The sequence below is a fragment of the Prosthecobacter sp. genome (assembly GCF_044236155.1).
Classification (GTDB): Bacteria; Verrucomicrobiota; Verrucomicrobiia; order Verrucomicrobiales; family Verrucomicrobiaceae; genus Prosthecobacter.
On sequence record NZ_JBIIHA010000024.1, the window covers coordinates 35,425 to 61,676 of the forward strand.

Below are 26,252 nucleotides of genomic sequence, written 5' to 3' on the forward strand. Positions count from 1 at the left end.
TGATTACACCTACGTCACTTAGCAGTCAAACTTCCCCCTTTCCATCTAATGAACACCCGTATCCTCCACCTCTTCACCCGCACTCCTCTCCACGTCGGTGCCGGGGCCTCCGTCGGAGCCATCGACCAGCCCGTCATTCGCGAGCGTCACACTGGCTTTCCGGTCATTCCCGGCAGCTCACTCAAAGGGGTGCTTGCCGATTTCTTTCTTAAAGACCGTGCCAAAGGGCTGCGTAGCGATGAAGGCACCGCGCTCTTTGGCCGCCAGGATCACGAGGTGGTCAAGGATGATCCCACGCAGGCCCATAAATCCGGCGATCTCTCCATCGGTGAGGCCCGCTTGCTGGCTTTTCCCGTGCGCAGTGCGAAGGGCTGCTTCGCCTGGGTCACCAGCCCGCTGCTCCTGAAGCGGTGGGAGCAGGCCACAAGAAAGACCGTGACGCTGCCGGGCACGCCCGCTGGATCAGACATTTATGGGGACGCGGCCACACTCGCGGAAGGCGGCAAGATTGTCCTCGAAGACTACGCCATGGATCACCAAGGAGCCTTTGCTCCGGGGGGCGACCTCGCGGCCGCCATTCCCGACCCACTTTGGAGAGACCTGCATCCGACCCACCTCTGCCTGATCAGCGATGACATGATGGCGCACTTCGCCCGCACCGCCTGCGAAGTGGCCCAGCACGTCTCCATCAATGATGAGTCCGGCACAGCCGATGATGGCAAGCTCTTCAACCAGGAGAACGTCCCTGCCGACACCCTCTTCTACAGCGTGCTCACCGAGCTCCGTGGGGGTGCGCACGACAAGCTCAGGGGTAAGCTCCCGCCCATCCTCCAGATCGGCGGAGATGCCACCACCGGCCTCGGCTTTTGTTCCACCCACCTTTCCTGAAACCTTCCACCCGGACACCCAACGCCATGGAAAACCTCGAACAACGCCGCGCCGAAAACGCCCTCAGCCGCGCCCATGCCTGCCGCAAGCAACCGGGAGAGGGGGACTGCCTCTCCGGCTATCCCGGCCTCATCATCAACAACGGCCTGCTCGCGTGTCTTGCCTATAGTTTGGAGAAAGAAGGACAGCACCAGCGGGTGGGCGATGCCATCGCCTTTCACCTGCATGAGATGGAGATCTGCGAGCGTGTCGGAGGCGGAGCCTCCGATGCCCAGTGGCTCCTGCAATACCTCTCGAGTCAGGTGAATGGCCCCCGCAACCAGCCTGCCACCGCCCACACCCTCCGTCGCGCTACCGACGAAGCGCTGGCCTTCCTCGGCTATCTGAAACGCTTCGTCAAAACCCCGCTCGCCAACCTCCAGCCATGATTCATCTCCTTCCAAGCACCAGAGCCGTGATTGCAGAGCTTGGTAAGCAACCACCAGGCAGGAAGGCTGCCCGCACTCTCGCCGCCAGCCGCTACATCGACTTCCCCAGCGGACCAGACGATAAGAACTGGCGCCGCCAAACCTCCACCGCCATTAAAGACGGCTCCATCAAGGCCACGGAAAAGCTCAATAGCTGGCGCAGCTTCGCCCTCGACCTAGCCGGGCCGGAAAAAGAGAAGTCTCCGCGCCTGCTCTTTGCCCGCCAGCAGAGCCGCCTCTTGATGAACATGGCCGGCGGCGTGTTTGAAAATGGCGGTCTCAGCCTAGACCGCCTCAGCGGCCTGCCCGTGATCCCCGGCAGCGCTGTGAAAGGTTGCGCCCGTCGCCTCGCCCTCGCCGCCCTCCAGGAGTGGACCATCGGCCAACTTCAACCGGAGGATCCCCAAAACATTCTTTCTCCCGTCATCCAGGACTTCAAGGACCCCGCCGAAATGCTGCTTCAAATTGCCCTCGTCTTTGGCTGGAGCGACCTTGAATGGCAGGGACGGGATGATTTCGACAGCGAGAAGAAATGGCTCGAAAAGCGCCCTGACTTCGCCTGGGCCTGTGACACGCAATGGGACCAGATTCGCGAGGCCGTCGTTCCCAAGCTGTTGAAGCATCTCCACCTTGAGCCCAAGCCCGATCATGCCGCCAAGCCTTGGAAAAGCCTCCCCCACTTCGCCGGCACCATCGCCTTCCTGCCCGCTTACCCTTGGGAGAAAGACCCCGGCATTGATCTGGATGTCATCACCTGCCACCACCCGAAATACTACAACCAGGAAGCAGGCTACGAAGACGCCCCAGACACCGAAGAACCCGTGCCGGTCATTTTCCCCGCCATCGCCCCCGGCCAGACCTGGGCCTTCCTCCTCCACCCCACCTGCCGCGCCAAAGACAGCCATCTCACCCACGCCCGCCGCTGGCTCGCCCACGGTCTGGAAACCTTCGGCATCGGGGCCAAGACGAATGCGGGATATGGGTGGTTTGAAGTCCCAGACCTAGCTCATGAGAAGGAGGAACTTGCAAAGAAGGCGGCAGAGACGGCAAAGAAAGCTGCTGAAGCCGAAGCCGAAGCTGCCAATTATGCCCTTCGCAGCATTCTGCCCGATGCGTCCGTTATCCAAACGCTTCAAAGCCTCCGCCCAGACCAACTGCGTGCCGTCATCAACAAGTTTACAGTTGATAAGAAGTGGTGGCCGAAGCTCCCAGCACCTGAAGCGGTTCCAGGCTATCATCTGGCTCTCTTGGAGCATCTCACCCAAAAGGATCGGCAGCTTTATGAAACCGAAAAATCTCGTCCGAACTCCAAGATCATCACTGCGCTTCAAGAGCTAGCTAGGCTGTATGCAAGGCAGTTGCCAGACTAATCTCATTCTCATCCGCCATGCTTCGACTTACCTATCACTTTCAGATCATCACCCCGTGTTTCAATGGTGGTGCAGAACCAAGCCAGTCAGCAGAATTGAGAGCTTCCACTTTTCGAGGGCAACTACGCTGGTGGTTCCGTGTGCTTGGCGGTTTCAAATCGCTGACAGCGACTCTTCCAGACGTGAACAAGCAGGAATCTCTCATCTTCGGAGAGGCTGCTGGAAATGGAGGGAGAACGGGCCTGCTTCATCTGCGTATCTTGGCGCAGGACGGGCTTTGCACTTCATCGAAAGATGCTGACGGCATGGCGGCACTACCGGTTTCCGAACGCGGATACCTGCTATTTCCGCTACGCTCGAAGATCGACAGGCAGACTGGACGGGTAGTGGAAGATAAAAGCCGGGGTGTTTTTGACACCACGGGAATCAAGCCAGCCAAGCTCCCGTGTTTTGACATGATCCTCCAATGGCGTGGACAAGCTTCCCTGAAGGATGATCTCGATGCCTTGATGACCGTCTTCGGCCATCTTGGCGCTATCGGTTTTCGCAGCCGCCGTGCGATGGGAGCCTTGGCTTTGGATAACTCCGTCCAGTCTTTGACGAAAGCTCTAGCGAGGTTTCAAAACGACGCTGCGATAGACGTTCGCCAGATATCAGGGACGCAAAAGTCACCTGATGACTGCATCAAACACCTTGCTTCATGGCTGCGGGATTGGAGATCTCATGGTCGCAAGATTGACCACGCGAGAGCACGGCCCCCGCATCCACCGCATAATTCCGGGTTCACTCGTGCTGAGAACGATCATGATCGAGGATATGAATTCCTGAATCATCGTGGAACTGCCGATCAGACTACATATCGCCCAGCTTTGGGCCTTCCAATAGTCCAGCGTTTCAGCGACGGCCGCACAGCAAAATGGGAGAAGAACTCAGGCGCCGCCAAAGGTCGTTTTGCCTCGCCTGTGCTTCTCCGCCCCCATAAAGTCTCAGACACAGACTGGCGCTCACTGGTCATCTTCCTTGATGCAAAAAAATGGAAAGCTGGTGAGGAGGTCCATCTTCAAGAAGGAAAGCGCACTGAGTCACGCCAAGTCTCTCTAGACCTCTACAACGCCATGAAAGGCGATGCCCGCCTGAAAAAATTCCCATGACCATCCCCTGGCACTTCACTCCGCAGCCTGCAGACCTGCCCATCGAGCAGGTCCGGGAGCGGTTTGACCACCCGGAGATGCCGGAGAAGATGGAGTTGATCTGTGGCAATATCTTCTGGGATGACACGCAGCGCTTCCACCTTTTCGGCCTCTTGATCGAGGACCTGGGCACAGAGGCAGTAGAGAGCTTACCCCCTGAAACATCCTCGGACATCCTGTCAGTAGCGGCGATTGGCAATCGTCGTTAGTTTGGCTGACATAAAGACATCCTGATCCACCCACGACTGCCAGTCGCCTTTACAAACACCTTCATGCACCCCGTTACCCTCATTCAGCTCATCAGCGAGCAAACGATGCCGAATCTTCTGCCGCTGCTGGCCTTGCAGCCTGCTGCTGTGATCCATCTCACAACGGACAAGACAGCGCACCGTTCGTCTCGCATTCTCGATGCTGCCAAGGCGGCTGGAGTGTCCCCTTTACACGAGAACGTGCGGCTTTCTTCGATGCCCTCCATCCGCGAATCCGGCCGCGCCGTTGAACGTGCGATCCGGCTCGCGCGGGAGCGCTCCATGAAGCCCGTATTAAACTTTACCGGCGGCACCAAGTTGATGTCCATCGGTGCCTATGAGCAGGCCGCCAAGGATCAATGCCCCAGCTTTTACGTGGACACCGCAGAGCGTCGCTTCGAAAATGGCGGAAGCAGTCCCGGGTTGGATGAGCTCGTGGGGAAGGGATTCTCTTTCCAGGACCTTGCCAACATCCTCAACCTCGATGTCATCGTTGCCGCTAATGGACATCGTTCTATCAGCTCGGGTCGTGACTGGCATTCCCTTCGTGCGGCGGCCATACATCTGCTGGAGCACCCGGAGCACGAAGAGTTGGCTCACGAAAGTCTTCACGGAAAAAAAGGACTTCTTCCAAACGGAAACGAGCCGCGTGATTCCGCCGGGTGGCTGGCTTTGATTGACCGTACTTTTACACTACCTGCAACTCTTTTACCTTTATTGGTCGATGCCGGACTCGTCCGTCAAGCGAGTGATTCTGCTGCGATGTTGATGGATTCAAACCGGAATGATCTCGAGCAACTCGTGAACAATCCAAATACTCCGGGTTACTTTTCAGCCGTCGGCCCGCTTCAGCAAACGCTGGCATTTTTGACGGGGGGCTGGTGGGAAGTCGTGGTGGCGGATGCGATGGATCGCAGTGGTCGTTTTCGTGATCTTCGATGGTCAGCGGAAGTGACCCAACAGAGCGGCACGCGTGTTGAAGAGGATCTCACTGCCATCGATGGGGTCGAAGCCGTCTGTGTCTCGTGCAAACGAGGCGGTGCGGGAAAGAACCGCCTTTTGAGTCATTTGGAGGAGTTCGATTCTCGTGCCAAAGCCATCGGAGGGCAGTTTACCCGCCGGTGGATCGCGGTATGCCACCCTCCGTCCGGAGCGGCAGGTGTTGCTGTGCAGAGACGTTCGCAAGAACTCGGCATCAAACTTCTCTCGCCCTCTGATCTGACCCGTACCGACCCCTTTGCTTGAATCCGCCATTCTCATCCACTGCCGCCATGTCCACAAAACGCTCCATCAAACCAACCAAGCAGCAAACTGTTCTACTTGCCGTCACCGGCCTCTCACCCGCCATCGTCACCGAGACCGTGTGGGCACTGGCTCAGGAGAAGGCACGCGTCCTGCCACGACGCGTGGTGTTTATCACGACCGCAGTCGGGGATGAAAAGCTAAAGCAGCAGTTGTTTACGAATTTGCCAGCCTTGGGTGGCCAGACGGCATGGGAGGCACTACGTGCGGCTTTGAATGCGGGAGACGATGAACTCATCGCGGAGGACACCCGTGTCATCGGCAAGGCCGACCATAAATCCGGCATGCTTCAGCCGCTCCAAGACATCCAGACCCAGGAGGAAAACGACATCGCTGCCAGTTTCATCCTCGAAGAAGTACGCCGAGTTGTGGAGAATCCGGACAACCGTCTCGTGGCCAGCATTGCTGGCGGTCGCAAGACCATGGGCGCATTGCTTCATGCTGCAGTCACCTTGATCGGACGTGAACACGACAGGCTCACGCATGTGCTGGTCAGCGCGCCGTATGAAACCATGCCAGGGTTTTATTTCCCGAGCCAACCCGGAACAACCATCAAAGATCGCGAGGGCAAGGAGCACGCGCCATCAAAGGCTTTAGTTCAGTTGGCAGACGTTCCGTTTGTGCCCCTGCGGAACCGGTTTGAGGATCTACAGAACATGCCAGGCAGCTTTAGCGGTCTCGTGCGCAGGTTTAGCCGGGAGATCAAAGAGGATGCCCAGCGTCCTCGGTTGATCGAGATTGGATATCGCAAGAAATGTCTCTGGGTTGATGATCAGCCTGTTTCGATGCGGGTAAAAGCGCTGGCGGTACTTCATTTTCTGCTCAATCAACAAAATCAGAATCTCACCCCCATTGGCCAGCCGGAAGCTGCAAACGATATGAATCACTGGCTAAAAAATGCCGATTGTATCCCCATCGGTGTTCGTCCCAAATCTGTGGTTAGCGATGACATCCGCCACGAACTCAACCACCTGCGCACTACGATGAAGAAGACTGGTTGGGAGATTCCGAAACGGTCACTGACCTTTCCTCCCTTTACTCTCAGACTTCGGGATTAGCGGTGGTTCGTTACACAACTCTTCACAAACCGTATCCCCAGCGGGTCCTTGATGTAGACTTTCGTTACTGTATCTCGTTGCATTTGTCTGGCGCATAATTGCCCGTCGATTGGGATTCGCCTGTCCGACTCTCCAAGCTGGAGGTCTGTCGGCATCTCATTCAGTTGCCAAATCCTGACACCCACGGATGACGTCTGAAGCGATGAAGCGAAGTTGTGCGGACACTGGGCAACATCGTCCCCATGCACACACCACGCATACCGCAGTTCAAATGCCGCGCCTTTGTATGGCTTAAACCTTTCTTGCAACGACCACGAGACTGCCTTCGAGGTAGTAGGCCGAACAATCGCATGGCACCAAAGGTAAATCATCAATGCCCTCTCGCGCCAAGAGCGTGAAATGGGAGGATGTCCTCCGATGTTCCACCCGTGGCGGATGGCAGTTAAAATGAGATGTTCACCTCATGAACACTCCGGTTCTTCTCGGAAACTCTTATCCACTCAGCCTTGTTCGCCGCAGGGTTGTCATCGAACCACGCCCACTTGAGGAGTTGCGCACCGAAATTGCGGCTCGAGGACTGATCTCATTCTGGGGGCATGCCAACACGCTGACCGTTGCCCGACACATACTCGGCTACGATCCCACGCCGCCCTACAACCGCCCCGCGCTCACATTGGATGCCGAATGCCTGCCCTCACTCTCAGGTCAGTCATTCGACCAAGTCTGGCTGCTCTCGCCCGACTACCGTGCCGGGTTCCGGCCCGAGATTGGAAAAGAAGTCGGCAGCGAAGATATTCTTGGCTGGCAGGTGCTGAGCGTTGTATTCGTGCAGACCTCTCCATGAATTTCAGCCGCGTCATCATCACGTCAGGCATTTCCGCCATTAGCGAACGTAATATTCTGGGACAACTGCTGCGCATTAATCCCGGTCCGATTCGTTTCGTTGCGGGAAAGCAGAATCCGGAACTGGCCGAAGGTCACGCCGTTGAAGACGCCGCCGCACATGTTCGAAAACTGGCGGTTTCGGAATCGTGTATCCAAGACGCCCGGGCACGTCCGCGGGACGTCAGTGCAGAGTATTCTCTTCTCACCGCGTTAGCCAGAAAGGGACTTCTTCACGGAAAGCCAGACGTCGTTCTGCTCCACACCGATACTCTGAACGGGCGACTAGCCGCAGAGGCCGTCAAATCGCTCATGGAGGAACTGTTGGAGTGCCGGTGCCACTTGCGCGAGGTGGACAGCTTCGACACGAGTGATCCCGTGCGTTTGAAGCAGGGGCTTGGGGCGTTCATGCACAAAGTTGTCAACGAACTGCGCCACCTGGACGCCTCGTACGCGTGCTTTGCACCGCAAGGAGGCTACAAGATCATGGCGTCCCTTGGCTACGTGGCTGGCTCCTTTTTACAGTTCCCGACTGCGTATCTGCATGAGGACAACCAGACGCTCCACATCATTCCCCCCATTCCGGTGGCGCTCGCCCCTGATGAAATGGCCGATCTGGGACGCCTAGCACGCGAGGTGCGAAGCCACCCGGAGCTGTCATCTCTAACCGCACAGGATCGAGAGTCCGTGTTTGCTCATCCGTGGCTGTTTGAAATTTCCGAGGGCCACGTCGAGCCCAATGCGTTCGCGCAATTCCTAGGTCTGGAAACAAAGCCGATTCTCCTCTCCTCGGATGCGTTGAAGATTCTCGGCGAGGTTCACAATTCCGATGCAATTCGAAAGCGCATTCAGAGCCTGCCGACATTAGTCGAGGAGTTTAACAAGAAGCGGGGTGCCTATGGCGGTCTTTTGGATCACGAGAGAGAGTTTACCAATCTGAACAAGCAGGGCAACCGCCCCATCTTCCACATTTGGAAGGCAGCGGCAGGGGACTTTTACGTGGCATGGAAGGAAAGAGAGGACGGCGCCCTGCTCATCAATCGTATATGGGGAGCGGGGCACACGTATACGCGTGACGCCGAGACTGCCTGCAGCAGCAATAGCCAAGGCTTGTTCGATGATCCTTCAACGGTCAGATGGACTCCCATCGAAGAGATCGAGAGCACGTTGCAAAAGAGCGACGTCGATGGCCATGCACAGAATGCGGTAAAGAATGAGTCGGCTGATTCTCGTGGTCCATCTGAAAGGGGGCCTGAGTTTAAGAAACTTCGAAAGGAGCATGCTCTGTTATTGCAAAAAAATGCCGAGCTCAGGAAATCCATAGGGCGACTTGGACAGCAGAATGAAGAACTAAAGCTCAAGTTTCGGCTCTCACAGATGCAGGCCGATACGTCAGAAGACGATTAGCCTTTGCTCCCTGCTCAGGATGACATCCCGCGATATCCTGCAGAGCGCCTAAGCTGGGGAATGAAAGTAGAGAGTCTGCATGCACTCCTACCTCCTCCCCGAAGCCGTCAACTACCACCTCAACAAGAACTGCAACTTCCGTTGCAAGGGGTGCTACGCCACGTTTGACGAAGATTCCACTTCTCGCGGAGTCAAGCTTTCAAAGGAAGAGATGTTCCGTATCGTGGAGGCGGTGGCTGCTGCGCCGCTACCGTCCGGCAAGACGGTGCGCAAGCTGACCTTCGCGGGTGGCGAGCCGACGCTCTGCCCGTGGCTGCCGGAACTCATCGGCCATGCGAAGGCATGCGGCCTCGTGACGATGCTCGTGACGAACGGTTCCCGCTGCACGCCGGAGTATCTGCGCCGCCTGGCACCGGTGCTGGACTGGCTGACCGTGAGCATCGACAGCCTCGCCGAGGAGACGAATCGGGCCATGGGCCGACACAACTCGAAGGGCCAGCCCCTCAGTGCGGAGACGTACGCCCAAATTCTCGCGGACGCAGCCGTGCTGGGCCTGCGCACCAAGATCAACACGGTGGTCAACCGCATCAACTGCCGCGAAGACATGAGCGGTTTCATAGCCGACAGCGGCATCGCCCGCTGGAAGGTGCTGCAGGTCATGCCTGTGGAAGGGCAGAATGATGCCCACATCGATCTACTCACCCTATCTCGTGCGGAGTTCGATGCCTTCGTGGCACGCCATCAGCCGCGTGTGGAGGCCGCCGGCATTCGCGTCGTGCCGGAACCGGTCACCAGCATCCGCGGCAGCTATGCGATGATTGATCCGCAAGGACGTTTCTTTGACTCCAGCGCGGGACACCACACCTACAGCCAGTCGATTCTCGAGGCAGGCATCGAGGAAGCCTTTGCACAGGTCTCGTTTGACCGCGCCACCTTCGAAGCGCGTGGCGGGAGCTATGAATTCCTCTCCCAATCGACCATGCCGACAACCGCGGATGTCCTCACATTGGATGCCAACCACCAGCCTTCGTAACACTGCGTCATGAGTTATCACCGCACATCCAATTCACGTCGCTTCCATCGCTACTGCATCGAATGCGGATGGGGACACACTGAGCATGCTTGGAACATGGCAACCTTCTGTGTGCAGTGTGGCGCGCACCTGCCAAAGCATTCGGCAGTGGATGGAGACCAACCACGCCAAGCCAAAGGTGGCACCAGTCGAAAACGCACAGTCCGCGCAAATGAAGACGTGGAGGTCATCCCGCCGCCTCGTAACCATGCCTCGGGGACCTGGGCGCGAAAAAATGATGGGCAGCCGCGCAAGGTCCGAAATGGAAAGCACTCCTCAAGGCATCATGACTCTGCTGACAGTGAAGATTGGGTGTCACAGGCCCAGTCATTCGTGGGCCGGAATCCGTACACCAGTGCCACCATCGGGGCTGCTGCAGGCGGCCTTGCGATTGCGGCCGGCGGGGCTCTGGCCACAGCCGGCGGGGCCATAGCTGCCATGGGTGGAACTGTCATGGGTGCTTCGGCCGTCATCGGTCTGCTGGCCACTTTTGGTTCTATGGTCGGACCTAAACGCAATCCGAAGACGGCCTACGCTGGTGCCTGCTTGGCGATCGTCGGCGGCTTGATTGGGGCAGCAATCAGCGTCACCGGCGCCCTCGTGTCCGCCCTCGGCGTCGCCTTGGGATTCGCCGGGACAGTCGTCATATCAGTCTCAGCCTTGGTCGCCGCAGCGCGTTCTGCGCAGCTATGCTGGGAGCACCGTGAAGACATCAAGCGCCTGTTAGGTGCGATCAAGGAAAAACTGCCGGGGGCAAAAACCGTCAAATTCGAAGTCCAAAAAGAGCTTCTTGAGCTGCGCCCGGTCATCAAGTGATGGCCGATTCACACACGTCGGGATTTTTTCAACATCAAATAACCCAAGCCATGAACATCCACAAACTCATCATTCTGAGTGGCAATGCCGGCTCCGGAAAAACAACGATCGGCCGGCATCTCGCACGATTGCTCGGCCACGAATTCGTGTCGATGGGAAACTTCAGCCGTGACCATGCGAGGAATCACCACGACATGGACATCAATCAATTCCAAGACTATTGCAAAGCTCATCCCGAATTGGACAGGAAACTGGATGGCTGGTTCGTGGATGACATCTTGGCCCGATACAAGATCGGTCAGGGGTTGGTGGTCGACCATCGTCTTGGGGTCCATTTCTTTCCTTGGGCAACCAGCTTTTTCCTCCATGTCTCGGATTCAGTCGCCGCCTCCCGTGTTGCTAGTCGAAAAGACGAGACGGGTGAAACCATCGGGGCACGCAATCAGAAGATGCGGAGCAGGCTCCAGGCCGCCTACAGCTTTGATTTCACAGACCCGGCCAAGTATCGGATGATTGTCAACACCGACACACTTGGGGAATTGGATGTTGTGGAGAAGATCCTTGGTTTTCTTGCCTCAAATCAACCGGAGCAGCCCATGCTGCGCGCCATACAATGAAAACCATCTACATTCGTGATGCGGACACCACGCTCGCTGTGGACACTTCTCACTTCACTTTGCGCAGCAAGGGACGGCGGCTCGGCCGCATCCCGCCCGCCATGATCGAGCAGGTCATCGTCGATCATGGGGTGGAGATCACACGTACCGCGCTGGACCGCCTCGGCACACTCGGGATCCCGGTCACTTTTCTTGGCAAGGAAGGACGTGTGCAGGCGCGGCTCGTCGCTCCATGGCAGCCTGATCCGGCGGCCAGGCTTGGACAGGCCGCTGCTTGGTTTGATCCCGCTCTGCGCCTTTTGCTGGCTCGCCGTTGGATCGACGCCAAGCTTGCCAACTGCCACAGTGTCCTGCGTCGTTATCTCAGTAATTATCGCGACGACAGGCTCGCCGAGATCGGAAGGCAGATCACACGCCATCGGAATCAAGTGGCTGAAGTCGGAAATATCCCGAGCCTCCTGGGTGTCGAAGGTTCCGCGGCGCGCCTTTGGTTTGAGGCCCTTGGGAAAATGCTGCGCACTCCCTGGCTGACCTTTACCGGGCGAAACCGCCGCCCGCCCGCTGATCCGGGAAACGCCGTACTTTCTTACTGCTACGCTGTCCTAGCCAACCAGCTCCTGGCATGTGTGGAGGCCGAAGGGCTCGACCCCTATGTCGGCTGTATTCATGGCACGGAGGCCCGCAGGCCTTCGCTGGTTCTCGACATCATCGAGCCTTTCCGCCCGGCTCTGGCCGACAGGCTAATGCTCCGGCTTCTGAATCTGGGGGTGCTCAGGGAAGAGCATTTTCATCAGCCTGACGGTCCTGCCAATGGCGTGCGTATCACCCCCGATGGTCGTGAAGCAGTCCTCAAAGTTCTTATCGACTGGGCAAAGGAATGTGACGAGGCCTTCGGCACAGGGAAGCTGCTCACTGCACCAGGGATGCTCATGCAGAGGGAGGCCGGGCGCTATCGTTCGCACGCAGCATCAGGCACGCTGGCGGATTTCATCCCATATCACCTCGACCCGGATCAGGTCCGCCGGTGATTGCACTCCATGCCACGCCCAGGCACCATGCTGTACCTCGTCACTTACGACATGCCATCCTCGCCTGCGGGTGACCGGCGGCGCGCTAGGCTTGCCCGCTACTTGGAAGGACTGGGGCTGCGTGTGCAGATGTCCGTTTTCGAACTCGAACTCCCACCGCTGAGATTGCCGGTGGTCTGCGCGGAAATTGAAAACCGCATTGATTCTGCGGAGGACAGCGTGAGGATTTACCCTCTATGTGGGACATGCTCGGCGAAAGTGGCTCGTCTCGGCTCGCAAGCTCCGGTGGAGCATGCTGCGCTTATCATTTGGTGAGCCAGCACCGGACAAAAGGTTACGAATGCTCCAAATCACTGATTGCCAGCACCTTACCCTCAGATGAGATGACCTTTCATTGCCACCAAATGCTTCAGACCGTCCGCCAAGTGGGAGGTTACGAAAACGCGGTTGCCAATCCTTTAATTATCAACACCTTCAGAAGGGTGCCGTCACCACGACCACCCCGCCGAAAGGCATTGGAGACCCGGCTTGGCGTAAGACCAAGGTGCAAATGTGAAGGTCACCACGACCACCCCGCCGAAAGGCATTGGAGACTTCCAGCCGTTCCGGTGCCAGAACTTTCTTTTGAGTCACCACGACCACCCCGCCGAAAGGCATTGGAGACCATTGCTGGCCTTTTTCTTCGTGTCGATCAGCTGGAGTCACCACGACCACCCCGCCGAAAGGCATTGGAGACGTGGAATCCCAGCTAGGGTAAGTCTCAGGATTTCTGGTCACCACGACCACCCCGCCGAAAGGCATTGGAGACCCGGCTTTTCGTGTTATTTCTGTTCAGATTGCGCCGCGTCACCACGACCACCCCGCCGAAAGGCATTGGAGACCTCCTTTGGCTTCAAACTCATAGATCGCATATTGCAGGTCACCACGACCACCCCGCCGAAAGGCATTGGAGACTCGCTGACCTTCACCTTCAGTTCTTCCTTCTCCCGTCACCACGACCACCCCGCCGAAAGGCATTGGAGACAAAGAGTCTGAATTTGTTGTAATGGTAGCTAAAAGGTCACCACGACCACCCCGCCGAAAGGCATTGGAGACGTCGCTGACCTTTGCCTTCAGCTCGGCTCGCTCGGTCACCACGACCACCCCGCCGAAAGGCATTGGAGACCCCTCCGGCTTGGCGTAAGAAAAAGGCACAAATGGTCACCACGACCACCCCGCCGAAAGGCATTGGAGACCACCTTCAGTTCTTCCTTCTCCCGAGCCTGCTTCTCGTCACCACGACCACCCCGCCGAAAGGCATTGGAGACAAGCCTTAGCTGCATTGACGTTAATGTTATTTTTTAGTCACCACGACCACCCCGCCGAAAGGCATTGGAGACTCTAATTGCAGAAACTCGTCAAACGCAATATCGCGCGTCACCACGACCACCCCGCCGAAAGGCATTGGAGACCCTGCGCCTTGTTTTGTTTAGGCCGTGACCAACTCCGTGTCACCACGACCACCCCGCCGAAAGGCATTGGAGACCCGCTTTGAGCAGCTTGATCACAGCGGCCTGTCCTTGTCACCACGACCACCCCGCCGAAAGGCATTGGAGACGCTGAAGGCGCTGAGCTCAGACAGAAGAGACTGAGGTCACCACGACCACCCCGCCGAAAGGCATTGGAGACTGCTCTGGGGCGTCCCACGCCTCAAACGTGGGAAAGTCACCACGACCACCCCGCCGAAAGGCATTGGAGACATGTAAGCCTTAGCTGCTTTGATATTGTTTTGTAGTCACCACGACCACCCCGCCGAAAGGCATTGGAGACTGTGCGTTTTCCAACTGCTCTTGCAGTCTTTTAGTCACCACGACCACCCCGCCGAAAGGCATTGGAGACCCAAGCCGAAAGGAGGCCTCAAACGTAGCATCAGCGTCACCACGACCACCCCGCCGAAAGGCATTGGAGACGCGTGATGGCGTGCGCAGGCAAGGACCCGGTCAACGGGTCACCACGACCACCCCGCCGAAAGGCATTGGAGACTCGATTTGCTCCTGTGTAGGAGCGTGGCGAGATATGAAGTCACCACGACCACCCCGCCGAAAGGCATTGGAGACTCGATTTGCTCCTGTGTAGGAGCGTGGCGAGATATGAAGTCACCACGACCACCCCGCCGAAAGGCATTGGAGACACTGCGGTTTGCCGCCCTCTGCGGGCCTCTGCGAGTTGTCACCACGACCACCCCGCCGAAAGGCATTGGAGACACCAAGGACATTCCTGTTCCTGAACCAGGTTTTTGGTCACCACGACCACCCCGCCGAAAGGCATTGGAGACAACGATACCAACCTCCTACTGCTTGGGTCAGCAGTCACCACGACCACCCCGCCGAAAGGCATTGGAGACTGGAATGATGGCGAAGTTAGCATCCATAATTTCCAGGTCACCACGACCACCCCGCCGAAAGGCATTGGAGACCGGAGTTGTGTCCCTGGTCCTTTAAGACCGGTTTGCTGTCACCACGACCACCCCGCCGAAAGGCATTGGAGACTTCACTGCATGATGCCAGCAGCATGGAAGTGGCGGTCACCACGACCACCCCGCCGAAAGGCATTGGAGACCGTTGATTTTGATTTTCTTCATAGCATTGGATGTCCTGTCACCACGACCACCCCGCCGAAAGGCATTGGAGACCCATTTTCGCTGATGACTTTGTGCCCCCACTCGGCGTCACCACGGCCACCCCGCCGAAAGGCATTGGAGACCCTGGTTGCCTGCGTTGCGGGCGGAGGCCGTTTCTTGTCACCACGACCACCCCGCCGAAAGGCATTGGAGACACCTTAACCTTCAACTCCTCGCGCTCGTTGGCCTGGTCACCACGACCACCCCGCCGAAAGGCATTGGAGACATCTTCCAGGTGGGTTTCGCAAACAGCCCTGAGGTCACCACGACCACCCCGCCGAAAGGCATTGGAGACTGAACACAGCCACTTTCCTGACAGACCCATCTGGCGGTCACCACGACCACCCCGCCGAAAGGCATTGGAGACCCGGACGGCGGGGTTGTACTCTTTTACCCTGCGGTCACCACGACCACCCCGCCGAAAGGCATTGGAGACAACAGAATACCTAACAGAATCATAAACAGAATTCGAAGTCACCAGCACACAGCCACACGAACCTTGTCTGGTTGATGACAAGGGCGGGAAGATATCGGCGGATGTCCGGCCAATCGCAGGTTGAGAACTTGCATGGCAATGATGGGGCGCTGGCAGCCAATCCTTTCCCACCATGAACCACCCGACGCACATGCCCGACATCGCTGACTCGTCCAAAATCGCCGCCTTGCTGCGCCGCAGGGTGCAGCACGCCAAGATCGGCCGCGTGTGGAAAGATAGCGGCATTGCTGGAGCAACCCTGCTTTCGCTGGCTCGCGAGATGACGCCGGATCTGGCCGCCGCCATGCAGGAACGCCTCACCGGCATCGACCACGCCGCCCAGCTCGCCCGCACGCCTGTCATCGGTGTCTGCGGCACGGTGAACTCCGGCAAATCGACCTTGGTGGCATCGTTTCTGTCCGAGCCGAACCGCCGGCGTGTGCTGGTGGGCGACTATGAAAAGGAGGCGACGCAACGCTTCGTCTTCTGGCTGCCGGAGTCCCTGCGCTCGGATGGCGTGGCGATGCGCTGCTTTGCCCAGATGTTTGCCAGCCAGTTCGGCAGCCCCGCGGAAAACCTCGATGAGGATCCGGAAACGGCGGCGCGGCAATACAACGCCCGCGATGCGAAGGGCGTCAAACTGGGCATCCCGCTTGTGGCGCATGACGCCGCGCTGGACGGGCACCATCTGAGCTTCCTGGACTGCCCCGATATCCAGCGGCCCTGCGGCGGAGAAAGCGCGGGCTCAACCTCTCATCTGCGGCTGGATGCGCTGGTGAAGGCCGCGCGTCTATGCTCCGCATTCATCCTGGTGTGCAGCCAAGAGCAGATGGCGGCCAAAACCGCGCTGACGATCCTGCATGAACTGCACCAGCATGCGCCTGAACTGCCGGTGTTTCTCGTGCTCAACAAGGCGAACGCAGACGCTGCCAAGGACATCGCCAACGCCGAGTCGGTCCTGACGGACTGGAAGGTGCGGGACATGATAAGGGCCATCTACCACGCGCCCTACCAGCAGGAGGTGCATGGGCGCTCTCGGTGGCCGGTCTTCACCAGTCTGGACGGGCGGGACATTTCCAAGCTGCCCGACTCGCTGGATGTCTCCACCTTGGGCCGGGCCTTTGTGCGCAGCGGGATCACTGAAATGCAGAGCACTCTGAACCAGACCATCGAAGCGCTGGTCGAATGCGAGAAACAAACCGGCGCAGAGGTGCGCCAGGTGCAAAAGCATGTGCGCCAGTTTCTAACCGAACACTTCGTCGATGAGGCGGGTCATGTGCGCACACTTTTCTCCGAAGGCATTTCGAAAGCCATTCTCGATTCCATGGAACGCACCGCACCGTGGGAGATCGGTGTTGCGCTGTGGGCCAACAAACCCTTCACCAGCCTCATGAAATCCGTTCATGAGGGGGCGTCCGCCTTTGCGGAATGGGTTCGCTCTTACATTCCGCTTGGTGGGGCGAAACCCGAATCCCCGTGGAAAAACCCCGACAGCATTCATACCGTGAAGCCCGATGCCTTCGCGGATCACATGAAGCCGCTGCGCTGCGTCCGGACCGATGTGGCAGAGGGCGACCTTGCCAAAGTCTGGACGTTCGCTCTCCGCGCGCTCAAGGACCTCGACATGTCGGAGGACACATGCGATGCCGATGTGCTCGACAAGATCATGACGAAACTGTGGGAGGAAGTGCCATGGTACAAACGGGCTATCGCCACCTTTGTGCTGCCCGCGTCGTTGATCGCGACGATGATGGCGGTGCTGTTCGTTTCACAAATCGACTTCGGCGCCACGGCGGTCAAACTGGCGAGCATTCAAGAACTGCTGACGGCGCTGGGCATCAGCGCGTTGTTTCACAAGGCGGCGGTCAGTGACCTCACGCGCTATCTGGAGAAACAGGCCGGGCTGCAGCAGGTGGCCAACTTGCACGCGGCCGTCCTGGACGGGCTGTGCCTGCCGCGGGAGGAGGATGCGGAGCTGAGGCATCGCATGACCGGCCGTAAACTCAGTCTGCCGTCACCCGGCGTGGCATCGCAACCCGCGGTCATCCGTGTGCTGGCGCAACCGGTCATCGAACTGGATCATGACGCACTGCAAGGCATCCGCGACACCCTGGATCAAATCGAACCATGAAGAACAATATGAACGACACCTTCATTCTTACCCGCGTGGACGAAGTCTCCGCTGCCATTTCATTGCTTCTCGGCCCGTCCGCCGAGGCCGCCGGCGCGCAGCGCGAGCTGGAAACCTTTCGTCGCGAGGCGGATGAGATCATCGGGCGGCGCGGCATGTCATCGACCGTCATCGCGGTGGTGGGATCCAAAAACTCTGGCAAGTCGTGGCTTTGCCGTTCCCTCCTTTTGAACACCACCGCACGCGAACGAATTCCCTGTGGCTCCAGGCGAGAGGGAGACACGGACAAGTTGATGTGGATTGGCGCGCAGCTTCCCGGTGAGCTGGACTTCTCCTGCGAAACAAGCATTCCGGTCCCGCCGGAAAACCTCTTCGACCTGGGCCGTCCGTATGTCCTGCTGGATGTTCCCGGTCACAATGAGGCCGATGAACAGCGCAGGCAGCACGCGCTGCGCAGCATCACGCTGGCACCACTGCGCGTGGCAATGTTCACCTGGGACACGATGGGAGATGAGTCCAACGATGCCTTTCTGAGAGAAGGTGACGGTGCCACTGTTCTGCCCGTGATCGTGGATCATCAATACCCGCGTGCCGAAAACCTGAGCCTCCCTGAAATAACCAGGCTGCGCGAGCGCCTGCAACGGTGCTGCCCGCTCAGCGAGGTGCTGCCGCCGGTGCTGATCCCCGGATTCGAACACCGCGGCGACCGTGCGGCCGCCGAGGAGCAGGCAGCGATGCTGGCACGAAACGCCATTCGTGAGGCCATGACTACCACGGCTGCCAATCCATCCGCCATGCTCGCGGCTCGCCTCGGATCACTGCGACAAAGACTGGGCACCCGGCTGGCCCCATTGATCACGCGTCTGCGTAAACCGCTGGAGGATCTGGAGAAAGCGGAGGAGCGCGCCGCGGGAGAGGTGCTTCAGCGTCTGGTGGGCAGCACCGAGGAACTGGAGCGCAGTGTGCGCTTTCAAATGCTTTGGCGCATCGCCAGCTCCCTGCATCCCGTGATGTTTCCCTTCCGCGGTTTCATGACCATGCTCGCGCTGGTGAGCGGAGCGATCGACCGGCTGGCGTTTGCAATGCTTGGCAGCATGCCCTCCCTGGCCCTGAGCGCTTTCCAGGCCGTGCGCAACGTCAGGAGCCTCACCACGCGCGGGAAAAGCCTCGATCATGAGTTGAACGCACGCGCCTGCACCCTGATCTCGGAGGAGCTCATGCCTGCGCTGAACGCACTCCACAGGGCTGCGCGTCACGCCCTGCCGGAGGGCGTGACGGAGCACCTCCGGATGGCCCCTGGCGAGATCAAGGTCAGCGGTATCGAGCAACTGCGGTCCAGATCCAGCAAGATCTTCGCAGACTCCGTCGCGAGCTTCACCACACGGTTTCCGGCCTTTATGATTGGCGCTGTGGCGACTGTGATATTCTGGACCCTCGCGGCGGGCCCGCTCTGGGCGCTCTACCAGTCTTTTCTGCTCGCTTGGCGGACCAGCTTTGAAGGCATGAACACGTTTCAATGGCAAAACTTTCCCGTGCCTTCGCCGGGCTACGTTTTCGGCAATCTGATGATGACCATGCTGCCGGTCATGTTTCTAGCCTTCATCACCTGCCTTGTTTCAACATTCGCCAAACGTCTCACCCGTTGCGCAAATGAGATCACCAGTCGGCACCATGAGTTGATCGCGGAACTCACAACCCGCCATCAGGTGTTCTTTGCAACGCGAGATCAGGTGAGGGAGGCATTGAAAACCATCTTACATTTTGTGGATACTGAATAAGAACTCCCCACGTCTCGATGGGGAATCCATTCCAGCTCTGCTTGAAAAAATTGAAGCCGCGCGGCGCCGCAAGGCGGCTTCCAAAAAGAAACGCTAAAATTCAGCTCACGAGCCATGAAAAACCTTTCCAAAATCCTTCGCACTGAAACCGAGGCCATTTGTTATCCCGATGGCCGCATGGTGGGCTCGGATGGTCATGAGCAGGCGCGGCTCCACCTAAAGCGCCGTCTCAAAGAAATCGGCTGCAGGCCGTATGTGGGGAAATCACTGGAACTGCCCTACAAGTTCAAGAGCAAGGCTTTTTGTAATCTGGCAGGATGCCTGCCCGGAGCTGATCCAAGCCTCGCGCCCATCTTGATCGGTGCCCACTACGACAGCGTCATTCCTTTCCCCTGCGCGGATGACAATGCGGCGGCAGTCGCCATCGCGCTTCAGGCGGGCCAACTGCTGGCGGAGCAAGGCGGCCTCGAACGCGACGTGGTGATCGCGCTCTTTGATGCAGAAGAGCCTCCCTACTTTTTGGGGGACGGCATGGGCAGCCACCGCTTTTATGAGGATCATGTGCTGGGCAAGAGAGAGATCCACGCTGCCATCATTATGGACCTGGTCGGGCATGATATTTCGATTCCAGGTCATGTGCTCTCGCATGTGCCATACCTTGGAAAAGCCGCCGGCCTCGTTCCAGGACTGGCCCAAAAGGACATCACGATCCCCACGCTGGGCCAGTTGTTGTTTGTAATGGGCAGCGAGAGTCATGAGGATATGGCCATGGCGCTGGATTCCATCGGCCAGCCTGCCGGCTTGAAGATCATTCCCACGCTCAATCGTTACATCGGCGACATGAGCGACCATGGAGTGTTTCGGCGCAACGGAGTGCCCTACTTTTTCCTCTCCTGCGGGCAATGGGCTCACTACCATGCGCCCACCGACACCCCAGACCGGCTCAACTACCACAAGATGAGCCACATTACCCACTATGTCACCGAGCTTGCGAATTCGATTAGCTCGTTGGAAATGGCAGGGCGGCGGCAAAAAGAACGCACCCATGACACACTGAAGTTGGAGATGACCTACCTCAGGCAGTCCTTGGGCATGCTTTACCAGCCAGTCATAAAATGGCTCAAGCTCAATGGGGTGAACAACCGGAAGGAGATGGACGCCTTTGTCCACCAGCTGCTCCGCGCAGGCCTGTGCTAAACCAGCCGACATCCCCGGATGTCGTTACATTGGAGCTTCACGCAGACCTCCACTAAACCATCCAGACAATCCCAATCACACCAAAGACCATTCACCTCTGCCCAACAGGCCATGATGAGAAAGCCTAGGAAGGGCTTGCCCGCGGTTATCGCGATGCCGCAGACTTCTCCAATCTGGTGGTCGCCAAGGGCCATGACGCCGCGGCAATCACCTTGTTCGCTTGCATACTATTAATCCTGCATCACGACAGAAAATCAAATCGGGCGATTCTCCCTTTGCGAGAGGCGCGCTATCCAAGTGCCGGACTAATAACTGCCAAGGCCGATGCTTGGTCGTGATGATTCCGTCCTCTGAATCCCCGCAAATCTGTCCAACGAATCCTTAACTCCATCCAATATGAAACTGTCTTTGAAACATGTGCGCCAACGAGAGAATCATACCTGCGGCTTGTGCGCCAGCCGCGTGGTTTACAGGCATTTTAAGCTAAAAAACAAACACCTGCGCAAAGCGATGCAGGTGGATGAACCAGCACTGCCATTGACCGACTGGGATGGCACACTGCCGTGGGACATGCTCAGGACCTTCAGGCATGATGGATTTGTGGTGGATGCACTGGCCCCGGATTTCTCATCGTTCAGAAAAGTCATCAACAGGTTGGAACGCGGCCAGCCAGCCGTCGTGCTTCTGGGACCGCTGCGGTGCCTTCATTGGGTGGTCATTGGTGGCTACGATCCCAGGAAAAAGGAATTCCTCATTGTGGACTCAACCTCGGACACCAAGTCCGGCTGGCGAACATTAACCACAGAGGAGGCTCTTCACGACTTCCTTCTGATTTTCTCCATCCGGGGCAATGACGGGGTCAAAAGAGAGTGTTCCATGATGGAGTTGATATGGGAGATGACATGCATCGTTCCGGAATTTTTCAAACTTGGAAGCGTATTGCCCAACTCTAGAGACCTTCCCTGGCCATTTTGATAGATGCCCCGTGATGCACGCACCACACTCCATTCTATTATTCTCAACTACACGATGGTTGAAGAGCGCTATATCTTTTTCTTTTTATCTAGCGCGCAAAAAGGAACCTGCGCTGTGCTCACTCGTGAACTAACAAGTGCAAGAGCTATCAACCATGAATACTCACCTGTTGAGCGAGCGATGGCTTGGGGTCGTCGAGCATGCGGTTCTTAACGCCTCTGATTTGCGAGTTGCTCTAAATGAAGCGGTGCGAGCAATTGGTGAACAAATAGACGCCACCGCCTCGATGGATTTGGAATATAAATGGTTCAAAAGTCGCCGGGAGCTTGCGCAAGTGTTGTCCAGCGAAGCGGAAGATGACTGCTGCCATGCCTGTTGGTCATTGGTGGAAGCAATCATGGATCTGCATGACCGAAGCGACCCACTCGATAACATGACATTCGAAAAGGAATTTGAGTCAGTTATCCAGATTTTTCCTCAAGAGGATTTGGGCGAAAATTCGCCAAGTAATCATCTCTGGACGAAACTTCTGGTTGGTTGCCTCGTTTTTGTTCAAGCGTGGTCCATTTGCGAGGTTGAAGGTTGATGAATCAAGAACACTCAGGCGGCATGTTCGCGCTTGCACTTGCTTTGGATTGTCCTGCCTTGTAATTCATCACCCCGGCCGAAACTCTTTAGAACAGTTTCAACTGTGGGCTATCGTCTCCTTCGATCTCAACCGGGGTGTCCCCGGCCTGCGGCACCGGGGGCCCCACCGCCTGCCACACCTCCTCGCTCTTATTTCTCGGGTTGTTGACGGCCGTGGAGACCCGGTAGGCTTCGAGCTGCTCGTCACGGCTGGGACGCAGCAACGCCTGCACCTGTGCTTTGTCCAGACCTGGGTCCAGCCAGGCGCTTGCGGCTTCCCCCTCCAAGACCAGGGGGCTGCGGTCATGAAACTTCGCCATGTAGCGCCCCGGCGGGGTGGTGATGACGCTCATGGAAGTCACCACCGCACCACTCTCCTCATCCGCCGCATCAGGGCTCTCCCAGACATCCCAAATGCCCGCCAGCAGCAGCGGCTGATCGTCCGCGCGGTGGATGAAGAAGGGGCTCCCGCTGGCGGGCCATTCATGCCAGCCACGCACCGGAATCAGGCAGCGCTGTTTCAAGATCGGCCCGCGGTAGGAGGCTAGGTCAAAGACCGTCTCACACCGCGCATTGAAAGTGAGCATGAACTTCCGCCAGACCTCTGCCTTGGTCCCTGTTGCCCAGGCCGGGATGAGGCCAAAGCGCATGCGCTCGCAGCGAAGCTCGCCAGCACTCAGTGTGACCACATCTGCGTATTCGGTGGGGCAGATATTGTTCACGGCCTTCATGGCGGCTTTTTTGTCCTCCCGCTGCTTTTTGCGCTGCTCAATGCGCAATGCCCGCCCAGGGAGGGACAGGGAGGGTAGTTTCGAGAATTGGTTGAGGCGACCGCACATCGTCATCAACCAACTGTCTTTGAGACGCCAGGCAAGCTGGGCCTGACATCAGTTGGAGCGCAGCTTTTTCACCATCTCCTTGATGATTGCCTCACCGACGCCTCGCCGCCTCATCTGGCGGTCGTTCCAATGCAGTGCCAGCGGTCGCCCGTAGTCCTTCAGCGGTTCAAACTCACGGGATACCACCCCGGCCTCGGCAAGTCCCTTCATGCCGAGAGAGGGCAGGATGCCGGCACAGACACCGCGGATCACCATCTCCTTCATCTGAAGCAGCGAGGTGCATTCCACGGCTGGCGTCAGGCCCGGACAGGCGGCCTCCAGGATGCCACGAACTTTGGCATCAAATTGTCCGCCGCCCGAGAGGACGGCCCAAGGCAGATATCTCCAGTCCTGAGGCATGGCGAGGCCATGCTTGGTGCTTGTCCGGACCAGATGGCGGGCGGCACAAAGGTGGAACGACAGCGAGGTCAGGCGCAGGCTCGCTTTGAGCCGCTGCTCCTCGCTCAGCGCATCCTCCCGTACCACGGCAAAGTCCAGCGAGCCCTCCCGCACCGCCTCCACCAACTCACGGCTGCGCATCACCTCCAAATGCAGCGAAGCCCCCCGCAGGGTCTGCCGGATGTCCTTCAAGGCCGGAATGACCAGCCACTCCAGCAGGCTGGCCCCGGCACCGATGCGGAAGGTTTTGGGCTGTTGATGCTGCTCACGATGAAAATCCCGCAGATCCTCAAATTGCTGCCGCACAAGCGTTGCCAGGCGCTCGCCGGCCGGGGAGAGGGCCAAGGTCTTGCCTCGGCGCATCGTCAGTTCGGTGCCGAAGAAGACCTCGAGTTCACCAATTTGGCGGCTTATCTGGGCCTGTCGGGAAAGGCGGTCAGGGGCCGCCTTGGCAATCGAGCCCGCCTCCGCCAGCGCCATGAAACTGCGCAAGCGGTCCAAAGACAGGCCATCACGGGAAAAGAGGGGATCATTCATAACTTACTCCAAAGTAAGTGATACAACATTTTGCTGCATAGTCGAATGAGATGTCTGAGGGAATAATCAGCCGTCATGAAAAACCAAGCATACGACCTCATCGGCGACCTCCACGGGCAGCACGACAAACTTACCGCACTCCTTCACCATCTCGGCTACGAACCCCAAGGGCAAGGCTTCCACCATCCCGAGGGCCGCCAGGTGATCTTCCTCGGCGACTACATCGACCGCGGCCCCAAAGTGCGGGAAGTTCTGCTCACTGTCCGGGCCATGGTCGAGGCCGGCGATGCGCTGGCAATCATGGGCAACCACGAATACAACGCTGTTTGCTACCACACCCCGGACGGTCAAGGCGGCTGGCTCCGGGAGCACAGCGAGAAAAACCGCCGTCAGATCACGGCCACCCTGCGCGCGTTTGAGGGACGTGAGGCCGAGTGGGCCGACTGGCTGGAATGGATGAAATGCCTCCCGATGTTCCTGGACCTTGGCGCGCTGCGCTGCGTCCACGCTTGCTGGGACACCCGCCGCATCAAACGCCTGAACACCCGCAGCCTCATAGATCAGGCCTTCTTACACGCCAGCGCCACCAAGATGACTCCCGAACACCGAGCCGTCGAAAACGTGCTCAAAGGCCCGGAAATCCCCGCCAGCGACGGCAACCTGTTCCGCGACAAAGAGGGCACTTATCGCAACACCATTCGGAGCCGCTGGTGGGACATCCGCGACGGACTCACGATCAGTGACCTCGTCATGCCCCCCGGCAGCATGGCTGATTCGATGAAAGTCGATGCCTGGCTGCTCCAGCGCCTGCCCAACTACGGGCCACAGGAGCCACCCGTGTTCTTCGGTCACTACTGGCTGCCCGCCGACCGCCCCAAAGCCCCGCTGGCTCCCAACATCGCCTGTCTCGACTTCAGCGCCGGCCTCGACGGCCCGCTCGTGGCTTACCGCTGGGAGGGAGAGCGCCATCTGACAGCCTCCAATTTCGTCACATCGAACATCCATTGAAAGCAAGGTCATGAACAACGACTCGAACATTCCACTCTTCATGCAGGCAACACGCGCCTGCGCCATGCAGATGCTGAGCAACGCCAGCTATATACAGCGTGAACTGCCCTCGCTTGACGTTCCCGCCGAGCTACGAGCCAAGATCGAAACAGTCTGTGGTTCGCTCGTCAACACCAAGCATGATGTCATCACCGAGATCTTTGAACTCGAGGAACTGCAGAGGGACGGGGCCAGTGAAGAAAGACTCTCCGAAAAAATGGAGCGTATCTCGAAGTGGTTGTGCGAATCCATTGAGGAGATGCACGAGCTTGTGCAAGAAGTGCAGCAGCTTGTTTCACATGATCCGAGCCATTCGGTCCTGTTTGTTCTGATCATCGAGTCCGCCACCAACATTGCAAACTCGCTGCCGGGTGCGTTGAGTGATGAAGAATGAAAACGGCCAGCAGGACATGGATTCACGTGAACATCATGCGCGGTTGGTGATGTCGCGTGAAGAACCGTTTTTTTGAATGTCGTGCGGTGTCGTTTTGCCATCCACGCGAACCTTCACTTAACCTCTTTTAACGTGGCTGACTTGGTTTGCTATGTTGCCACTAGTGTTGCCACTTTTCCGATTTCTGAAGCGTAACTCACTCATTATGAGGGTGGCGGACAGGGAGGGATTCGAACCCTCGGTACCGGATTAGGGTACACACGCTTTCCAGGCGTGCTCATTAGACCACTCTGACACCTGTCCAGATGCTTGCTCCTGAGAATGGAGAGCGCGGATAGTGGCGCAGCCAAAGGCGCAGGCAAGTTGATTTTGCCCTTCTTCGCTCAAGAGAGAAAATAGCGCCTACTCGGCTTTCTTCCACGCGTGGACGATGTAGGTGGATGCGGAGGCTCCGAGCGCGGCGACGGCTTGTTCCTTGGTCAGCGTGTCCTTGCTGGACAGCACGGTGACTTTTTGCGTGCCGGGCTTGTCGCCGGGAACGATTTCAACCTTGGAAACGCCCTCGAGCTTGGTGAATGACGCGGTGACATGATCCTTGCATCCGGCGCAGACCATGCCGGTCATCTCCGCGACGTAGGTGACAGGTTTGCTGTCGGCCGCGATCAGCGGAAGCAGGCTGAATGCGAAGAGGGCGATGAGAAACCGTGTGCGATTCATAAGATGGAGGTGTGGAAGCACAATTAGCTGGTGTGTTCGTGCAGCCAAGTCCAAGTTTCCGCCAGTCATCCACGTTGCAGGAGAGAATTTCAC

24 protein-coding genes, 1 tRNA gene and 1 CRISPR repeat array are annotated in these 26,252 nt (G+C 58.0%); of the genes, 21 read left to right on the forward strand and 4 right to left on the reverse strand.

All coding sequences use genetic code 11. From position 1 onward, the window contains the following. The first annotated feature begins 48 nt into the window (after positions 1-48). From cmr4 to ACILSE_RS18025, 19 genes are all read left to right on the forward strand, one after another. Positions 49-888 carry a type III-B CRISPR module RAMP protein Cmr4 gene (cmr4, locus tag ACILSE_RS17935; RefSeq protein ID WP_395718801.1) on the forward strand — a complete coding sequence of 280 codons (840 nt, stop codon included), beginning with the start codon at positions 49-51 and terminating at the stop codon, positions 886-888. Between the two features lie 26 nt (positions 889-914). Continuing rightward, positions 915-1,316 carry a type III-B CRISPR module-associated protein Cmr5 gene (locus ACILSE_RS17940; RefSeq protein WP_395718802.1) on the forward strand — a complete coding sequence of 134 codons (402 nt, stop codon included), beginning with the start codon at positions 915-917 and terminating at the stop codon, positions 1,314-1,316. Further along, positions 1,313-2,725: a type III-B CRISPR module RAMP protein Cmr6 gene (cmr6, locus tag ACILSE_RS17945; RefSeq protein ID WP_395718803.1), complete on the forward strand. Its 1,413-nt coding sequence runs from the start codon at positions 1,313-1,315 to the stop codon at positions 2,723-2,725. Before ACILSE_RS17940 ends, cmr6 begins: the two co-directional genes overlap by 4 nt. Positions 2,726-2,742: 17 nt before the next feature. Further along, the gene (cmr1, locus tag ACILSE_RS17950) at positions 2,743-3,876 is read left to right on the forward strand and encodes a type III-B CRISPR module RAMP protein Cmr1 (protein ID WP_395718804.1); all 1,134 of its coding nucleotides are present in this window, start codon (positions 2,743-2,745) and stop codon (positions 3,874-3,876) included. Beyond that, complete coding sequence (locus ACILSE_RS17955) at positions 3,873-4,124, forward strand: hypothetical protein (RefSeq protein ID WP_395718805.1); 252 nt, start codon at positions 3,873-3,875, stop codon at positions 4,122-4,124. The genes cmr1 and ACILSE_RS17955 overlap by 4 nt, the downstream gene beginning before the upstream one ends. A 63-nt stretch (positions 4,125-4,187) precedes the next feature. Further along, complete coding sequence (locus ACILSE_RS17960; protein ID WP_395718806.1) at positions 4,188-5,408, forward strand: Card1-like endonuclease domain-containing protein; 1,221 nt, start codon at positions 4,188-4,190, stop codon at positions 5,406-5,408. A 26-nt stretch (positions 5,409-5,434) separates the two neighbouring features. Then, positions 5,435-6,523, forward strand: a complete 1,089-nt coding sequence (csm6, locus tag ACILSE_RS17965; protein ID WP_395718807.1) for a CRISPR-associated ring nuclease Csm6 — start codon at positions 5,435-5,437, stop codon at positions 6,521-6,523. 463 nt (positions 6,524-6,986) lie between these two features. After that, the gene (locus tag ACILSE_RS17970) at positions 6,987-7,367 is read left to right on the forward strand and encodes a hypothetical protein (RefSeq protein WP_395718808.1); all 381 of its coding nucleotides are present in this window, start codon (positions 6,987-6,989) and stop codon (positions 7,365-7,367) included. Beyond that, positions 7,364-8,812 carry a putative CRISPR-associated protein gene (locus ACILSE_RS17975; RefSeq protein WP_395718809.1) on the forward strand — a complete coding sequence of 483 codons (1,449 nt, stop codon included), beginning with the start codon at positions 7,364-7,366 and terminating at the stop codon, positions 8,810-8,812. The genes ACILSE_RS17970 and ACILSE_RS17975 overlap by 4 nt, the downstream gene beginning before the upstream one ends. A gap of 79 nt (positions 8,813-8,891) precedes the next feature. Beyond that, on the forward strand, positions 8,892-9,845 hold the full coding sequence (locus tag ACILSE_RS17980; RefSeq protein ID WP_395718810.1) for a viperin family antiviral radical SAM protein: 954 nt from the start codon (positions 8,892-8,894) through the stop codon (positions 9,843-9,845). 9 nt (positions 9,846-9,854) lie between these two features. Further along, on the forward strand, positions 9,855-10,700 hold the full coding sequence (locus ACILSE_RS17985; RefSeq protein ID WP_395718811.1) for a DUF5336 domain-containing protein: 846 nt from the start codon (positions 9,855-9,857) through the stop codon (positions 10,698-10,700). A 50-nt stretch (positions 10,701-10,750) separates the two neighbouring features. Continuing rightward, the gene (locus ACILSE_RS17990; RefSeq protein WP_395718812.1) at positions 10,751-11,317 is read left to right on the forward strand and encodes an AAA family ATPase; all 567 of its coding nucleotides are present in this window, start codon (positions 10,751-10,753) and stop codon (positions 11,315-11,317) included. After that, positions 11,314-12,345, forward strand: a complete 1,032-nt coding sequence (gene cas1 / locus ACILSE_RS17995; protein ID WP_395718813.1) for a CRISPR-associated endonuclease Cas1 — start codon at positions 11,314-11,316, stop codon at positions 12,343-12,345. Before ACILSE_RS17990 ends, cas1 begins: the two co-directional genes overlap by 4 nt. A 27-nt stretch (positions 12,346-12,372) precedes the next feature. Continuing rightward, the gene (cas2, locus tag ACILSE_RS18000) at positions 12,373-12,660 is read left to right on the forward strand and encodes a CRISPR-associated endonuclease Cas2 (RefSeq protein WP_395718814.1); all 288 of its coding nucleotides are present in this window, start codon (positions 12,373-12,375) and stop codon (positions 12,658-12,660) included. Positions 12,661-12,832: 172 nt separating this feature from the next. Beyond that, positions 12,833-15,440: direct repeats of the CRISPR family, unit length 36 nt; unit sequence GTCACCACGACCACCCCGCCGAAAGGCATTGGAGAC. Between the two features lie 172 nt (positions 15,441-15,612). Next, positions 15,613-17,610, forward strand: coding sequence for a hypothetical protein (locus tag ACILSE_RS18005; RefSeq protein ID WP_395718815.1), 1,998 nt, complete (start codon positions 15,613-15,615; stop codon positions 17,608-17,610). Further along, the gene (locus ACILSE_RS18010; protein ID WP_395718816.1) at positions 17,607-19,388 is read left to right on the forward strand and encodes a hypothetical protein; all 1,782 of its coding nucleotides are present in this window, start codon (positions 17,607-17,609) and stop codon (positions 19,386-19,388) included. Before ACILSE_RS18005 ends, ACILSE_RS18010 begins: the two co-directional genes overlap by 4 nt. 177 nt (positions 19,389-19,565) lie before the next feature. After that, complete coding sequence (locus ACILSE_RS18015; RefSeq protein WP_395718817.1) at positions 19,566-20,585, forward strand: M28 family peptidase; 1,020 nt, start codon at positions 19,566-19,568, stop codon at positions 20,583-20,585. A gap of 396 nt (positions 20,586-20,981) precedes the next feature. Further along, complete coding sequence (locus ACILSE_RS18020) at positions 20,982-21,560, forward strand: cysteine peptidase family C39 domain-containing protein (RefSeq protein WP_395718818.1); 579 nt, start codon at positions 20,982-20,984, stop codon at positions 21,558-21,560. Between the two features lie 154 nt (positions 21,561-21,714). Then, positions 21,715-22,146 carry a hypothetical protein gene (locus tag ACILSE_RS18025; RefSeq protein WP_395718819.1) on the forward strand — a complete coding sequence of 144 codons (432 nt, stop codon included), beginning with the start codon at positions 21,715-21,717 and terminating at the stop codon, positions 22,144-22,146. Between the two features lie 88 nt (positions 22,147-22,234). Here the strand turns inward: ACILSE_RS18025 and ACILSE_RS18030 are convergent, their stop codons facing one another. After that, a complete protein-coding gene (locus ACILSE_RS18030) occupies positions 22,235-23,032 on the reverse strand; it encodes an SOS response-associated peptidase (protein WP_395718820.1) in 798 nt (265 codons plus the stop codon). A gap of 42 nt (positions 23,033-23,074) precedes the next feature. After that, positions 23,075-24,001: a LysR family transcriptional regulator gene (locus ACILSE_RS18035; protein WP_395718821.1), complete on the reverse strand. Its 927-nt coding sequence runs from the start codon at positions 23,999-24,001 to the stop codon at positions 23,075-23,077. Positions 24,002-24,076: 75 nt separating this feature from the next. Here ACILSE_RS18035 and ACILSE_RS18040 point away from each other — a divergent pair, with 75 nt between their 5' ends. Together ACILSE_RS18040 and ACILSE_RS18045 are read left to right on the forward strand one after the other, a co-directional pair. After that, positions 24,077-25,009 (forward strand): metallophosphoesterase, encoded by a 933-nt coding sequence (locus ACILSE_RS18040; RefSeq protein WP_395718822.1) that lies wholly within the window; start codon positions 24,077-24,079, stop codon positions 25,007-25,009. A gap of 10 nt (positions 25,010-25,019) precedes the next feature. Next, a complete protein-coding gene (locus tag ACILSE_RS18045; RefSeq protein WP_395718823.1) occupies positions 25,020-25,442 on the forward strand; it encodes a hypothetical protein in 423 nt (140 codons plus the stop codon). A 212-nt stretch (positions 25,443-25,654) separates the two neighbouring features. Here ACILSE_RS18045 and ACILSE_RS18050 read toward each other — a convergent pair. Next, a tRNA-Ser gene (locus ACILSE_RS18050) sits at positions 25,655-25,745 on the reverse strand. 99 nt (positions 25,746-25,844) lie between these two features. Beyond that, the gene (locus ACILSE_RS18055) at positions 25,845-26,159 is read right to left on the reverse strand and encodes a heavy-metal-associated domain-containing protein (protein ID WP_395718824.1); all 315 of its coding nucleotides are present in this window, start codon (positions 26,157-26,159) and stop codon (positions 25,845-25,847) included. Positions 26,160-26,252: the final 93 nt, after the last annotated feature.

Bases quoted from the DNA above. Each gene is read 5' to 3' on its own strand.
- cmr4 (WP_395718801.1), top strand. From the start codon at position 49: ATGAACACCCGTATCCTCCACCTCTTCACCCGCACTCCTCTCCACGTC.
- ACILSE_RS17940 (WP_395718802.1), top strand. From the start codon at position 915: ATGGAAAACCTCGAACAACGCCGCGCCGAAAACGCCCTCAGCCGCGCC.
- cmr6 (WP_395718803.1), top strand. From the start codon at position 1,313: ATGATTCATCTCCTTCCAAGCACCAGAGCCGTGATTGCAGAGCTTGGT.
- cmr1 (WP_395718804.1), top strand. From the start codon at position 2,743: ATGCTTCGACTTACCTATCACTTTCAGATCATCACCCCGTGTTTCAAT.
- ACILSE_RS17955 (WP_395718805.1), top strand. From the start codon at position 3,873: ATGACCATCCCCTGGCACTTCACTCCGCAGCCTGCAGACCTGCCCATC.
- ACILSE_RS17960 (WP_395718806.1), top strand. From the start codon at position 4,188: ATGCACCCCGTTACCCTCATTCAGCTCATCAGCGAGCAAACGATGCCG.
- csm6 (WP_395718807.1), top strand. From the start codon at position 5,435: ATGTCCACAAAACGCTCCATCAAACCAACCAAGCAGCAAACTGTTCTA.
- ACILSE_RS17970 (WP_395718808.1), top strand. From the start codon at position 6,987: ATGAACACTCCGGTTCTTCTCGGAAACTCTTATCCACTCAGCCTTGTT.
- ACILSE_RS17975 (WP_395718809.1), top strand. From the start codon at position 7,364: ATGAATTTCAGCCGCGTCATCATCACGTCAGGCATTTCCGCCATTAGC.
- ACILSE_RS17980 (WP_395718810.1), top strand. From the start codon at position 8,892: ATGCACTCCTACCTCCTCCCCGAAGCCGTCAACTACCACCTCAACAAG.
- ACILSE_RS17985 (WP_395718811.1), top strand. From the start codon at position 9,855: ATGAGTTATCACCGCACATCCAATTCACGTCGCTTCCATCGCTACTGC.
- ACILSE_RS17990 (WP_395718812.1), top strand. From the start codon at position 10,751: ATGAACATCCACAAACTCATCATTCTGAGTGGCAATGCCGGCTCCGGA.
- cas1 (WP_395718813.1), top strand. From the start codon at position 11,314: ATGAAAACCATCTACATTCGTGATGCGGACACCACGCTCGCTGTGGAC.
- cas2 (WP_395718814.1), top strand. From the start codon at position 12,373: ATGCTGTACCTCGTCACTTACGACATGCCATCCTCGCCTGCGGGTGAC.
- ACILSE_RS18005 (WP_395718815.1), top strand. From the start codon at position 15,613: ATGAACCACCCGACGCACATGCCCGACATCGCTGACTCGTCCAAAATC.
- ACILSE_RS18010 (WP_395718816.1), top strand. From the start codon at position 17,607: ATGAAGAACAATATGAACGACACCTTCATTCTTACCCGCGTGGACGAA.
- ACILSE_RS18015 (WP_395718817.1), top strand. From the start codon at position 19,566: ATGGTGGGCTCGGATGGTCATGAGCAGGCGCGGCTCCACCTAAAGCGC.
- ACILSE_RS18020 (WP_395718818.1), top strand. From the start codon at position 20,982: ATGAAACTGTCTTTGAAACATGTGCGCCAACGAGAGAATCATACCTGC.
- ACILSE_RS18025 (WP_395718819.1), top strand. From the start codon at position 21,715: ATGAATACTCACCTGTTGAGCGAGCGATGGCTTGGGGTCGTCGAGCAT.
- ACILSE_RS18030 (WP_395718820.1), bottom strand. From the start codon at position 23,032: ATGACGATGTGCGGTCGCCTCAACCAATTCTCGAAACTACCCTCCCTG.
- ACILSE_RS18035 (WP_395718821.1), bottom strand. From the start codon at position 24,001: ATGAATGATCCCCTCTTTTCCCGTGATGGCCTGTCTTTGGACCGCTTG.
- ACILSE_RS18040 (WP_395718822.1), top strand. From the start codon at position 24,077: ATGAAAAACCAAGCATACGACCTCATCGGCGACCTCCACGGGCAGCAC.
- ACILSE_RS18045 (WP_395718823.1), top strand. From the start codon at position 25,020: ATGAACAACGACTCGAACATTCCACTCTTCATGCAGGCAACACGCGCC.
- ACILSE_RS18055 (WP_395718824.1), bottom strand. From the start codon at position 26,159: ATGAATCGCACACGGTTTCTCATCGCCCTCTTCGCATTCAGCCTGCTT.